Below are 12,089 nucleotides of genomic sequence, written 5' to 3'. Positions count from 1 at the left end.
CATCTATATATAGGCAATACTAAGGACAAAGATATAGTCAACTAAATAATTTAGTTCGAACATAGAATACTAAAATTCTCCCGTCCGTTTGCCGTAGTGTTTAGAGTCCCCATTTTGTTTCCAACCCACTGTATCACCGATGGACATTACGCGGCGTGTCAAGCAGTCTTTACATTGTTCTGCATTGTCGTCCACGCATGGCTTATTATCGTATAGCAAATATTTTGCACGGTGTTCAGGAATGGTGATGATAGGCATAAGGATATTCGCCCCTGCGGCTAAACCTTTTTCGCGGCCTAGTTTATCTAGTGCTTGTAACGCCGTCGTAGCTGCAATATTTACGTCTTTCAAGAATAAACGAGTCAACGCAATCATCTTGAGCCCCAATTGAACGCGGCGCAATTTACCTGCTTCGTCATCAATACCCATCGCCAATGCTTCTTGACCTAGTGGCGTATCGTGATGCACCACATAAGGCCCCATGCCGATCATATCGATATCCATATCTCGATAGAACAAGATATCATTTACGAGATCATCTTCTGTTTGACCGGGTAGGCCAATCATAACGCCTGTGCCAACTTGAAAGCCTACGCGGCGCAAACGACGTAAACATTCTACGCGCGTCTCAAAGGAGTGCAATTCATCACGAGGATGAATTTTATGGTATAAATCTGTATTAGTTGTTTCAATGCGTAATAAATAACGACTCGCACCGGCTTCACGCATGCGGCGGTACGCCTCTTCGCTTTGTTCCCCTACACATATCGTTATGCCAAGAGAACCATCACCAATGGCTTTAATGTCACGAATTAAATCCACAACATAGTCTACAAAGGCATCATCACAGCGTTCACCAGATTGGAGTGTAATGGAACCATATTCATGGTCGTATGCCCACTGCGCCATCTTGATAATGTCTTCGCGATTCATATCAAAGCGTTCCGCCTTATCGTTTTCTCGGCGGATACCGCAGTAATTACAATTCTTAATGCATCGGTTTGAGAACTCGATGAGGCCGCGATAGTATGCTACAGGCTTTACGTATTTTGCCTTCACTTCGTAGGCCTTTTTATATATCAACTGCAACTGTTCTTCATCAGTTACAGACATGAGAAATCGCAATTCCTCCTCGGTCAGCCATTCATCGCCGACGAGGTCTTTTGCAAGAATGTCTTGCACTTGCAAACAATCACTTCCTTTCGTAACGAATCGTCATCGATTCGCTTGGTATGGTAATGGATTCAATGTCAGTAACACAGGTAAACCCATTGATTTCGTGGGGCAAGTCCCGCACATGTTTCACTTGTTGAGTTAAACATTCATGAGCCATCACACCGCGACTCATTTTGGAGGACGTACTCATCTGCTTAAACGTATCGCCCCGTAATTCCCAAAATTCAACGGTTACCACCTTTGGATGGTTCACCATTTTTGCATATTCTTTAGATGCTAGGTTTAGGATCCAATCTTCCTTGTGAAAGTATACATCCACCGCATCACGCCATGTATCGTATAGATTAATGCCCACCTTATCGACCATATCGAGTCGATAGTCGCGCACTCCCATATTAGGTTCAACGACACCATACAATGCAGACAACACAACGAGATGGCTTTCACCAAAAGCCTTGGCTTCGTCAGATAGGTTCGACCAGTCCAAATATTTGAAAGCAATGCCATCATAACTTTCACAGGCACGACCTACGGGATGAGCCTCAAAAGACTGGTAAAAATCAAAAAGAGCCTGTGCCTTATCATCCTTTAATTTCAAAGCCTTTCCAAGAGTTACAACATCGAGAGATTGTACATGAGTTATAATCTTTTTCGTGATGTTCGGCTGAAATTGGCCGTCTCGAACTACATGATGTACTGCCTCAGCGTTGCTAGCAACATCGGTAATCGTTTTTGTCTTACTAGGAGAGAGGACGATTTTCATGGGATAATTCCGCCTTAATAGATTCCTCTGTCAAATTGTCGATCAATTCAGGGTTCCACAACATGAGAGGCACAGCCACTACGTGGCTTGCTTTCAATTCTTTACATAATTTAATGCATTCTTTGAGATAATTAGAATCTTCATCTACAAGATCGCATACGATAACCACGTGACGACCTTTAAGATTTACACCTTCATAATCAATGCTTTCAGCAGATACTGTAAGCATGCCTGTTTCCAAGCGACCTTCACTCATATCGTTCAAACGAGACATCAATACATGCTCAAGCATAGTAGATACAGGTGTCACTACGCGGCCAATGCCGATAAGAGCCTCAGGTTGTGCATGAACGATAACTGTTTTCTTCCGTTTATCCGTTCTGAACTCAATAAGAGCTTTTTCTAAAGCACCAAAAAATACGAATAACTGCCAAGGATCAAAAGAGCCTGTTTGGAACATATCGATAACAGAACCATCCTCATCCATATTGAGGCGCGTCAATAACTCTTCAGCAATGTCGTTAACCACAACACTAAAATCAGATTGTATTGTCTCTTGTACGTTGATTTCCTTTGCCATTAGGGCCTCCTAATTTTCCATATATCACACTGCTAAGGAATACTCCCAACAGATATTATATTATCCTTAAAAATATGATTCTTATATTATACTATTCTTAATTGTACCATATTTTATACCCCTCTTGAGTATTCAAAGATACGCGTTTTACATAATAGATACGTTAGCAACATGACAAAAGGACCGCCATAGCGGTCCTTTGCATTCTAATGTTGTACTCTAATCTTGTATTCTAATGTTGTATTCTAATTCTGTATTCTAATGTTGAATTCTAATGTTGACTTTATAAGAAACCTTTTGGAAACTAACAAAAAATATGCTCTTAGCCTACAATCAATAAGTAAATGTTCATAATAGTAACGATGATACCTATACCCCATAAGAGAATATTTGTAAATTTACGGTTCGCGTATTCTCCCATGACCTTGCGGCTGCTTGTCATGTAAAGTTGCAAGAATATGGTGATAGGTAATTGCAAGCTCAAGAACATTTGAGAGAACAATAATGCTTGGAAGGAATCTGTAATAAACACGATCAATAATAATGCTGGAACATATGTTAGTGCCAAGCCTAATCGCGTATGGAAGTCTTTCATATCGTAAGACTCGCCAAACATTCCTGCAAAGATACTTGCCCCCGCCATACCTGCCGTAGCAGATGAGGCAAAACCTGCAAATAACAATGCTATCGCAAAAATAATACCCGCTGCCGGTCCAATGAGTGGACGCAACAACTCCTCAGCCTGTTCAAGCTCTGTTACTTCAATACCATGAGCAAAGAAAACAGCCGCCGCCAATATAATCATGGCGGAGTTAATCATCCACCCAATCCCCATAGATAACAAAGTATCGAGGAATTCATAGCGTAACTGCCGTTTCATTATCGCTGGATCTTGTGTATTGAACTGGCGACTTTGGATGATTTCAGAGTGCAAAAACAAGTTATGAGGCATAATTACGGCCCCTAATATACTCAAAATAACGAGCATCGATGTATGAGGAATATTAGGATCCACCCAACCAATACCAACCGCTGCCCAATCCACATTGACCATATTTACCTCAACAAGGTACGCCAATGCGATAAGGGATACAAAACCAGCAATGATTCGCTCTAATTTACGATAGGAGTTCGTAATGAGCATGACCGTACAGATAAGAGCCGTCAAAATGCTACCTATCAAGATAGGAATACCAAAGAGCATCTTCAAAGCGATAGCAGCGCCAATAAACTCAGCCAAGGCCGTCGCTGCCGCCGCAATTCCTGCCGTGCTAAGCACAAAGCGAGATGCATAACGCGGTAAAAACTCATAGGCACATTCCGACAAGCATTGACCGCGTACAATGCCTAAATGCGCCACATTATGCTGTAATAAAATTAGCATAATCGTAGATAGTGTGACTACCCACAATAATTCGTAACCATAACTAGCACCAGCTGCCAAGTTGGCGGCCCAGTTTCCTGGATCGATAAATCCAACGGTTACGATTATACCAGGTCCTATATATTTAAAGACCTCACTTACCTGCTGCTTACCGTTTTGATGGACAGTAAACAATTGTTTCTTTAAAAAGTCAATCATTATACCCCCTTACTAAGAGTTATAGAGTGAACGTCATCTCCGTCTGCATGCGAGCATCTGTTTTGGACTTTTTATCCTTGGAGTCCGCATAACGAATACGCACTTCATTATTTACCTTAACGCGAGAATCATCAATTTTGAATTTCTTCATTTTTTCTTTGATTTGTTCATCTGTTAAAGCGCGTTCTTCCGGTTTTGCTACTTCATCGCCAGCTTTATCAAGGGCTTCTTGTTGATCCTTGGATATTTGATAGGTCTTACCAGATTTTTTAGCCCTTTCAGCACGCTTTTCATCTAGTTTTTGACGGCGCTCGTCAGTAGCTTTTTTATCGCGAGCAATACGGTAATCCATTACATCACGCATATTTTCTTGGTAAATACGCAGTGCATACTCTCGATCATTGTCGTTCATTTGCTCACGTTTTGTGACTACCTCATCGATAAGCGGCATAAGCTCATCCTTTGTATAGCTAGCACCATCAAAAGTAAATCCGTGAGTATCTGTAATAGCACCATGTTTAATGAGCCTTTGTAACGCTGTATATGTCCAATCATTAGGCGTAATAACATCTGAGTTTATATGCTGTTGTCCTTTACTAGAACTATTAACAGTCTCTACATCAGCACTTACGCCATCCACCATAGGCCGTGCACTTGGGATGGCAATACTTTCAGCATGACTAAAGCCAACAGACGCAACGAGGCACAATGCACTAATGCCTAACGCTCGACGGATACGATTCATTTGACGTGTATGTTTTGTATTCATAAGAGTCTCCTTAAAATTACATTTTATACAATCTATTATATGAAACCCCTAGACATACGTCAACTCTATACCCTTACACACCTGTGTCATTCAATACTAATAAGGCCTCGGACTCACTCGAATCCTCACAAATAAGGCCTATATAAATAATATAATAAATCACTATATTATACAAAAAGACCCCACATCAAGTGATGTGAGGTCTTTACATGGCGGAGGATTAGGGATTCGAACCCTAGCGACGGTAACCCGCCCTAACGATTTAGCAAACCGTCCTCTTCAGCCTCTTGAGTAATCCTCCATGCTTTACTGGGTAATCATATCATACCCAATAAGGCATTGTCAATCGTCTTATTTCAGCATAGATTCGATGAACCAGATTTGTTTTACATAGTATGCAACGTGATCTTCCATCATGCTTACGAGCAAGAAATCACCTTCTTCATCAGCTGCTGCACGAATTGCTACAGCTTGATCATTCATGTATTTAAAATCCTTAAGAAGGATATCAATTACCTTTGCTTGAGGGATGTCTTCTTGTCCCAATTCTTCGATTTTAGTCAATTTTGCGTATTCTCCGGAATTTACCAATGGAAATTGACCTTGCATTTTCACATGTTCTGCTACGGCATCAAAGTATTCAAAGGCTTCATCATAAATGGATTCCAAGTATTCATGAATAGATTTGAATTGCGGACCAGTTACATTGAAGTGTAGGTTATGTAATTTTACATTCCATACGGAAAGATCTGCTAAATATTGATTTACTTGTTGTACGTTTTTCATAATAAAACTCCTTTTTCCACTTAATTCTCAATTATAGTTTATTCTAAAAGCAGAACAAACACAGTTGGCTTCTATGCCATCAATTCGTTTATTTAATTCATAATCAATATTGATTATGTTTATATTCTACCAATAATGATTTTCCATGTCAATATATGAATAGATATTTTTGTATAAAAGTTTAATGAAAACATTATAACCATACTAAATCAAATATATCCCCAATCCAATACAATACATACCAAATCTAAACCCAATACTTCACAGAATCATGTTTCTACGAATCATAAAAAACCTCTAACTACTAGTTAATCTAATAGTTAGAGGCTTGTATGATTCTATATTCAATATGACTCTATATTAAAAATGATTATATATTAAATACGCTTTTATATTAAATATAGTATTCTATGTAATTATCAGGAATCTTCTTCTCCTCTGCTTGTGCAGCAGTTGCATTGCGACTAGGTTTACGGACATACATATTTTCTGGATCTGTTTCAAAGATTACCATATCCTTAGGAATATCATGTTTGATAACGAGATTACAGCCAATCTTCGTGCGCGCCCCAATCGTAATGTCCCCTAAAATTTTTGTACCCGTACCGATGAGTACATCATCTTCAATGGTCGGATGACGCTTTACCTTTTTAGAAGACATCCCACCTAGTGTTACTTGATGGAACAAGGTTACATTATCGCCTACAATAGCCGTTTCGCCAATAACAACACCCATACCATGATCGATAAAGAGGCCGCGACCAATCGTCGCACCTGGATGGATTTCAATACCCGTTACATGACGAGAATGGAGAGCCACACGACGAGCCAAGATTGGCCACCCCGCCTTATATAAACGGTGGGCAAAGAAATGCCAGAACAAAGCCGTAATATGTGGATATGTCCATATAACCATCCATACACTTGTGGCAGCTGGGTCAGAATCCATTACACGCTTAATATTATATTGAATTTTGCCCCATAAATCGCGCAAACCTTGCATCATAGTGACTCCATCTCAAATAACTCTACTTACATTCTACAGAAATATAGATATATCTAGTATACAACATATTTGGTCTATATTCCTATATATAAGGCTTTATATCTATATAGAACCTATTCTTTTATCATTCAAAATCTCGTATTTTATCTATCTAAAATCTATTATTTAACGTATTCGTTATTGCCGAAGTCCAAAAGAGATAAATATTTCTCTACTCCATCAGGTGCAATAACAACGATATTCGCCTTAGGTAATTCACGAGCCATGCGTTTTGCCGCTACAATGGCCGCCCCCGCGGAAAGACCAATAGAGATACCACTTTCACGCATAAAGGTTTGCACCTCGCTAAAAGCTTCTTCATCACTTACAGTTTGCACGCCGTCCATCAAGCTTTGGTCAAAGTTTTCAGGAATGAAACCAGCCCCAATACCTTGTATTTTGTGAGGGCCGCCCTTACCTTCGGTAATAGCAGGAGATCCCGCTGGCTCTACAGCAATGGCTTTTAGATTAGGATTATGTTCTTTCAATCGTCTTATAACGCCTGTGAAAGTACCACCTGTACCAATACCCGCTATAAATACATCGACATTTGGCACTTGTTCTACAATTTCATTACCCGTCGTGCGGTAATGCATATCTGGATTTGCAGGATTTACGAATTGGCCCAAGGTGAAAGCATTTGGATACTTCGCTAAAATTTCATTTGCCCGCTCAAGAGCCCCCTTCATACCTGTTTCTTTTGGTGTTAAGATGAGCTGCGCCCCATACGCTTTAATAAGCTCACGGCGTTCTTTACTCATACTTTCAGGCATGATAATCACTGTTTTAATATGTAGAATGGCGCCTACCATAGCAAGAGCAATTCCCGTATTACCACTTGTGGCTTCTACAATGATGCTATCCTCATGGATGCGACCCTGCTCTTTTGCAGCCTGTAACATACCGAGTACGGCACGGTCTTTTACAGAACCGCCTACATTATATTTTTCAAGTTTTACATAAATATTGGTATTTGGCAATTGATATATCGGTGTTTTACCGATAAGTTCAGTTGTTTGGTTTGTTACTATACTCATCTAATTCTCCCTCTAGCGATAGATGATAAAAATCGCCCTTAGGAACATCCCAAGGACGATATTATATTGCACCTTGTTATTCACCATACACGGGGTATAACCGTTTATGTATTCCAATTAATACAACCATACTCTAACATTTGAATCATTTCATTGTCAAGAGAATGAGAACGACTTTTAAAACCCTAAAAATACAGGAAATAACTAGCTTTATCTATTTTTTTGTAAGTGCGTCAAGTACCCCCTCCCATGTAATGGGTACCATTATAATGATGAGGGCCAATCCTATAAAGAAAACCGCTCCTACCAAAACTGTAAGACGAGGAATAAGAGATATAGCCATGCTACTAGATAAGCGCGATACTTTAGTTACATCATGATGTAATGCTACATGGCCCCATAAGAAACCAGAAACTACATAGGTGACAATGTATGGGTCGAAAATGATTAGGGTAGTCATTTCATTATTAACATGCATAATTCGGTTAATACTCGGAGACACTAGTACATTTACAAGTATGGCTAGGATTTTAAACCACACTAGACACACGATATAAGGCCACATTGTTTTTATCGTCATTCTCAGCATATAAAGCAAGCCCACCAAGCTCGCTCCAAGAGAGCCTCTTTGACTCTCCATGTACTGCTCCATCCAAGAAGGCTTATGTTTACCTACATCTACTTGGTCATAATAAAAGGATAAATCCCGTTCTCCATGAGCTAAATCAACGAGCCCTAACACTTGAAATAACACAAGCGAAAAGACTAGAATAACGCCTATTTGAAAACTTTCACTAAAGAACATGTCCATAGGATCGAAATCAAGATAACCAATGTTAAAAAGATTACCATATACATCGTGAAACGCAATATATATACCATTCGTTACGAGCATATCTAACACAAATAGGAGCAACACAAACATGATATATCCATTCCAGCGAGTCCATTTACTTTGTTCTCTTAAATGAGTGTGAGTCCCTACGATTATTGATGCAGGTTGTAAAGACAATGTCACACCCATCATAAAACAAATAATAAAGGATGCGACCATTGTTAAATATTCGTATGCCATATTAACGGTATGCTACGCGCTCAGGCTGCATATCATGGAAATGGAGGCGCTCTTTTGCAGTCTTTTCCCACTCTGTACCAGGCTTGCCGTAATTTGCGTATGGATCGATGGACAAACCACCGCGCGGCGTAAACTTGCCCCACACCTCGATATATTTAGGATCCATCAACTTCACAAGATCTTTCATGATGATGTTGATGCAATCCTCGTGAAAGTCACCGTGATTGCGGAAACTAAATAGATATAACTTCAATGACTTGGACTCTACCATTTTCTTATCTGGAACATAAGAAATGTAGATGGTCGCAAAGTCTGGTTGACCTGTCATAGGACACAAACTTGTGAACTCAGGGCAATTAAACTTAACGAAATAGTCATTGTCAGGGTGTTTATTATCAAACGCCTCTAACACCTGTGGCGCATAATCAGTAGGATAATCGGTCTTGTGACCTAACATCGTTACCCCTTGTAACTCTTTTTCAGATCTGCCGGATGCCATAAGGAACCTCTTTCTATAAAATATAAATTCTGCGAAATCATTCAATATAAATAAATTATATCATACGTAGTGCTAAAAAAGTCCTCCCTCAGGTCTAGTTAAACTGTTAGTAGCAACTAATGCATCTAATAACATGCTCTCAAACATCAAATCCATAAAAACTAAAAGGACACTATGGTTCCAACCCATTCAGTAATACCGCTCACTGAAGATTAGACTATAGCGTCCTTTTTTAGATTCATATACCTTATATTAGCATTATACGTTAATTAATAGATCTTGCTATATGTACGGTCAGAGTATCTAATAATAGGTCAAAATATATAAATATATGTATAAAGCTGCTAGAAATAACCAAACATATACGCCAGCTTTAAAATTAAACTGATATTTTTCTACTTTATCACTTTCAAACTCATTATTTTTAAGCATAAAGTACATTCCAACTAAAGAAATCCCCATACAAAATATCCACCAAAACAACATAGTAAATGGAGATATTAAATTACGTATGAAAAATATTCCAAACCCGAGTACTAAGCTAAAAGTATAGATAATTCGAGCTAAACTAAGCTTACCTTTATGCGTAATAAGTTTGTATATGAGGAATATAATACCAAGTATTATAATCAGATCTTGATACATTACTTATCTACATCCCTTTTCAAATTAAATTTAATTTCATCTTTAATGCGATCGCCAAATGTTGCACCAGCAATACCAACAGCAAAAGCCCCTACAGGGCCAGCACTACTTCCTACAAGTCCGCCACCTAATCCAGTAGCTACAGGAATTAAATCAGCTCCCCAGGCCTTTACTAATTCATGCCCACTGTACATTTGGTAATCTTTTTTGCATATCGTTAAGTAAGAAACCTATTGAAACAGGCCCTCCAACTTTCGCTACAGTTCGAGTAAATTTTGATGCGTTCTCCGCATAATACACATATCCAACCCATGGTTGATTTCCTACCTCAGATAATACATTTTGAAGAACTGACATTCCTAAAGCATCCTTAGTCCAAACAAATGTAGACTTAGATTCAGACACAGGCATTACACTCACTTTATCAGATGTATCAACAAAAATAAATCTTTCATTATTTGATCCATTACTGTATTTGGCTCTAGCCAAAGTAGCCATCTCATCTAGTATTGTTGTAGTACCTAATGATATATCTTTATTCATAAGAGTAACATGATAATGTATGCCTAGTTTATTGGTTATTCTTGTACCTAAACCTTTAACGCCTAGAAACATATCATCATCATACATTTTACCTTCAGCTCTAACCACCGCATAACTTCCATCTGCATTTTTTCAAAAGAAGGATTTTCAGCTTCTTGAATATAACTTAAAGTTACACCATGGGCTATTGCTTTCGCAGTTTTACCTTCCTTAGAGGTTGGATTCCAATTATGTAATTGACCAAAAGCTTCTTTAGCAAATAATTTAGATAACTCTTGGCATTCTTCTATTTTCTTTTTATCGAAGATTTCATCAAGCTTATTCAAGCTATCTTTTGTATCTCGAGACAGTGTTTGCATATTAAAGTTAGCGTCTCGTACTTCTATTGTACCATTTGAAATAGCAGATTTTGTAGTGGAAGAACTAGACTTACTAGAATCTGGTAACAAATTAGGTAAAGTGCCCAATGTATTCCACAAAGCATCTTTTCCTGCTTTACTAAGGTTCTTAAAACCACCTACGTGATTATAACTCATCCCTATATTACGAGATGTATATTCTGCCGTATTTTCAATATCTTTAACATCTAATGATTTAGTGGATAGTTTATTTTTATTAGAGTCTGCTGCACTATCTATAACAGACTTTAGTATAAATATATTTTAAAATTAAGCCTAAATATAAAATCAATAAATTCATCCCTTCTTCTTTATTAGTTTTGTAAAATTAAAATTTATAATATAATATTCATATATCCATGTTATATTACCAATTATGATTTATCGTTACGTTTTATACACAATGGAGGTTACCATGAAATTAAAACAACTGATTTTATCCGGTATAGCCTTAGGGGCGCTTGCTTTCACAAGCGGAGTGGTACAGCCTGCACAGGCAGCTGTCGGTATGGATACACCTGCACCGACGCAGAGTTTAAAGAGACCTGTATCTGTGACAACACAGCATTACATCAATGTAGATGGCCTATTATTGGAGCCAATCGATAAGAAGCCAAATGTCATCTATGTTGACGGTCAGCCACTCGTAGCTTTACGTCAAGTATCAGAAGCATTAGGTTACAAAGTATCTTGGGATGCACCTACTAAAACAGCATTGATCGACATGAACATTGCTACATTAGCGGTACAACCAGACTCTAAACAAGTCGTGCGCAAGGGTAAATTGCAAATTATCAACCTCGATACATCCGAATCTTTGCTACCTGCAGCACGTATGGTAGACGGAATTCTGTATGTAAGTCCGAACGCATTCAAACTCTTGTTAAATGATGTAACCATCAATAAAGACGAAATATATATCGTTCCACAACAAAGTCAATTGTCCGCTGACACTAACACGCAAAAAGGCAAACGAAACGGTATCGAAACATTCTTACCGGATCAAGGAGATAAAGTAATTCCATACGAAGAAGAGGAAACCAAAGAAAAGAAACCTCTTATTAAGGTAAAACGAACTAATACAAAAACGGATACCAAAGACACAGAAGATACTGAATACCAACGTTCTAGCGGATTAGACAGATAATAAAATCTTTCGTATAACTAAATTCAGTGTAATACCTTATAACT

At 38.5% G+C, this 12,089-nt stretch carries 15 protein-coding genes and 1 tRNA gene; 1 reads left to right on the top strand and 15 read right to left on the bottom strand.

Features of this window, described 5'->3' with window-relative positions; translation table 11 throughout:
* Nucleotides 1-69 precede the first annotated feature (69 nt).
* From hydE to PK1910_RS08635, 15 genes are all read right to left on the bottom strand, one after another.
* Nucleotides 70-1,188, bottom strand: a complete 1,119-nt coding sequence (hydE, locus tag PK1910_RS08705; RefSeq protein WP_278467120.1) for a [FeFe] hydrogenase H-cluster radical SAM maturase HydE — start codon at nt 1,186-1,188, stop codon at nt 70-72.
* A gap of 4 nt (nt 1,189-1,192) precedes the next feature.
* Nucleotides 1,193-1,939 carry a YaaA family protein gene (locus PK1910_RS08700; RefSeq protein ID WP_316062633.1) on the bottom strand — a complete coding sequence of 249 codons (747 nt, stop codon included), beginning with the start codon at nt 1,937-1,939 and terminating at the stop codon, nt 1,193-1,195.
* Nucleotides 1,917-2,519, bottom strand: coding sequence for a hypothetical protein (locus tag PK1910_RS08695; RefSeq protein ID WP_004694153.1), 603 nt, complete (start codon nt 2,517-2,519; stop codon nt 1,917-1,919). Before PK1910_RS08695 ends, PK1910_RS08700 begins: the two co-directional genes overlap by 23 nt.
* A 322-nt stretch (nt 2,520-2,841) precedes the next feature.
* Nucleotides 2,842-4,101, bottom strand: a complete 1,260-nt coding sequence (locus PK1910_RS08690; RefSeq protein ID WP_205112786.1) for an Nramp family divalent metal transporter — start codon at nt 4,099-4,101, stop codon at nt 2,842-2,844.
* A gap of 19 nt (nt 4,102-4,120) precedes the next feature.
* Complete coding sequence (locus PK1910_RS08685; protein ID WP_287549996.1) at nt 4,121-4,870, bottom strand: hypothetical protein; 750 nt, start codon at nt 4,868-4,870, stop codon at nt 4,121-4,123.
* Between the two features lie 210 nt (nt 4,871-5,080).
* Nucleotides 5,081-5,171: transfer RNA gene (locus PK1910_RS08680), tRNA-Ser, on the bottom strand.
* A 50-nt stretch (nt 5,172-5,221) separates the two neighbouring features.
* Nucleotides 5,222-5,656 (bottom strand): Dps family protein, encoded by a 435-nt coding sequence (locus PK1910_RS08675; RefSeq protein ID WP_128113961.1) that lies wholly within the window; start codon nt 5,654-5,656, stop codon nt 5,222-5,224.
* Nucleotides 5,657-6,050: 394 nt separating this feature from the next.
* Nucleotides 6,051-6,662, bottom strand: coding sequence for a serine O-acetyltransferase EpsC (epsC, locus tag PK1910_RS08670; protein ID WP_278451982.1), 612 nt, complete (start codon nt 6,660-6,662; stop codon nt 6,051-6,053).
* A 161-nt stretch (nt 6,663-6,823) separates the two neighbouring features.
* On the bottom strand, nt 6,824-7,738 hold the full coding sequence (cysK, locus tag PK1910_RS08665) for a cysteine synthase A (RefSeq protein WP_331298698.1): 915 nt from the start codon (nt 7,736-7,738) through the stop codon (nt 6,824-6,826).
* 214 nt (nt 7,739-7,952) lie between these two features.
* The gene (locus PK1910_RS08660; protein WP_331298696.1) at nt 7,953-8,813 is read right to left on the bottom strand and encodes a hypothetical protein; all 861 of its coding nucleotides are present in this window, start codon (nt 8,811-8,813) and stop codon (nt 7,953-7,955) included.
* Nucleotide 8,814: 1 nt separating this feature from the next.
* Nucleotides 8,815-9,312 (bottom strand): preQ(1) synthase, encoded by a 498-nt coding sequence (queF, locus tag PK1910_RS08655; protein ID WP_004697960.1) that lies wholly within the window; start codon nt 9,310-9,312, stop codon nt 8,815-8,817.
* Between the two features lie 303 nt (nt 9,313-9,615).
* Nucleotides 9,616-9,957, bottom strand: coding sequence for a hypothetical protein (locus PK1910_RS08650; protein WP_331298693.1), 342 nt, complete (start codon nt 9,955-9,957; stop codon nt 9,616-9,618).
* Nucleotides 9,957-10,151, bottom strand: coding sequence for a hypothetical protein (locus PK1910_RS08645; RefSeq protein WP_331298692.1), 195 nt, complete (start codon nt 10,149-10,151; stop codon nt 9,957-9,959). The genes PK1910_RS08650 and PK1910_RS08645 overlap by 1 nt, the downstream gene beginning before the upstream one ends.
* Nucleotides 10,135-10,587: a hypothetical protein gene (locus PK1910_RS08640; protein WP_331298690.1), complete on the bottom strand. Its 453-nt coding sequence runs from the start codon at nt 10,585-10,587 to the stop codon at nt 10,135-10,137. Before PK1910_RS08640 ends, PK1910_RS08645 begins: the two co-directional genes overlap by 17 nt.
* On the bottom strand, nt 10,563-11,036 hold the full coding sequence (locus tag PK1910_RS08635; protein ID WP_331298688.1) for a hypothetical protein: 474 nt from the start codon (nt 11,034-11,036) through the stop codon (nt 10,563-10,565). Before PK1910_RS08635 ends, PK1910_RS08640 begins: the two co-directional genes overlap by 25 nt.
* 277 nt (nt 11,037-11,313) lie before the next feature.
* Here PK1910_RS08635 and PK1910_RS08630 point away from each other — a divergent pair, with 277 nt between their 5' ends.
* Entirely contained in the window at nt 11,314-12,045 is a 732-nt protein-coding gene (locus PK1910_RS08630) for a copper amine oxidase N-terminal domain-containing protein (RefSeq protein ID WP_315307968.1), read from the top strand.
* The last annotated feature ends 44 nt before the right edge of the window (nt 12,046-12,089 follow it).

This window comes from Veillonella parvula (assembly GCF_036456085.1).
Classification (GTDB): domain Bacteria; phylum Bacillota; class Negativicutes; order Veillonellales; family Veillonellaceae; genus Veillonella; species Veillonella parvula_E.
Note: the sequence above shows the minus strand (reverse complement) of the source record. Positions and strands in the feature narration are given on the sequence as shown.

What these genes read in the sequence shown, in the direction of transcription:
- PK1910_RS08660 (WP_331298696.1), bottom strand. Translation starts at nt 8,813, where the DNA reads ATGGCATACGAATATTTAACAATGGTCGCATCCTTTATTATTTGTTTT.
- PK1910_RS08675 (WP_128113961.1), bottom strand. Translation starts at nt 5,656, where the DNA reads ATGAAAAACGTACAACAAGTAAATCAATATTTAGCAGATCTTTCCGTA.
- PK1910_RS08645 (WP_331298692.1), bottom strand. Translation starts at nt 10,151, where the DNA reads ATGTACAGTGGGCATGAATTAGTAAAGGCCTGGGGAGCTGATTTAATT.
- PK1910_RS08685 (WP_287549996.1), bottom strand. Translation starts at nt 4,870, where the DNA reads ATGAATACAAAACATACACGTCAAATGAATCGTATCCGTCGAGCGTTA.
- PK1910_RS08630 (WP_315307968.1), top strand. Translation starts at nt 11,314, where the DNA reads ATGAAATTAAAACAACTGATTTTATCCGGTATAGCCTTAGGGGCGCTT.
- PK1910_RS08695 (WP_004694153.1), bottom strand. Translation starts at nt 2,519, where the DNA reads ATGGCAAAGGAAATCAACGTACAAGAGACAATACAATCTGATTTTAGT.
- PK1910_RS08640 (WP_331298690.1), bottom strand. Translation starts at nt 10,587, where the DNA reads ATGTATGATGATGATATGTTTCTAGGCGTTAAAGGTTTAGGTACAAGA.
- cysK (WP_331298698.1), bottom strand. Translation starts at nt 7,738, where the DNA reads ATGAGTATAGTAACAAACCAAACAACTGAACTTATCGGTAAAACACCG.
- PK1910_RS08635 (WP_331298688.1), bottom strand. Translation starts at nt 11,036, where the DNA reads ATGAGTTATAATCACGTAGGTGGTTTTAAGAACCTTAGTAAAGCAGGA.
- PK1910_RS08690 (WP_205112786.1), bottom strand. Translation starts at nt 4,101, where the DNA reads ATGATTGACTTTTTAAAGAAACAATTGTTTACTGTCCATCAAAACGGT.
- PK1910_RS08650 (WP_331298693.1), bottom strand. Translation starts at nt 9,957, where the DNA reads ATGTATCAAGATCTGATTATAATACTTGGTATTATATTCCTCATATAC.
- epsC (WP_278451982.1), bottom strand. Translation starts at nt 6,662, where the DNA reads ATGATGCAAGGTTTGCGCGATTTATGGGGCAAAATTCAATATAATATT.
- queF (WP_004697960.1), bottom strand. Translation starts at nt 9,312, where the DNA reads ATGGCATCCGGCAGATCTGAAAAAGAGTTACAAGGGGTAACGATGTTA.
- PK1910_RS08700 (WP_316062633.1), bottom strand. Translation starts at nt 1,939, where the DNA reads ATGAAAATCGTCCTCTCTCCTAGTAAGACAAAAACGATTACCGATGTT.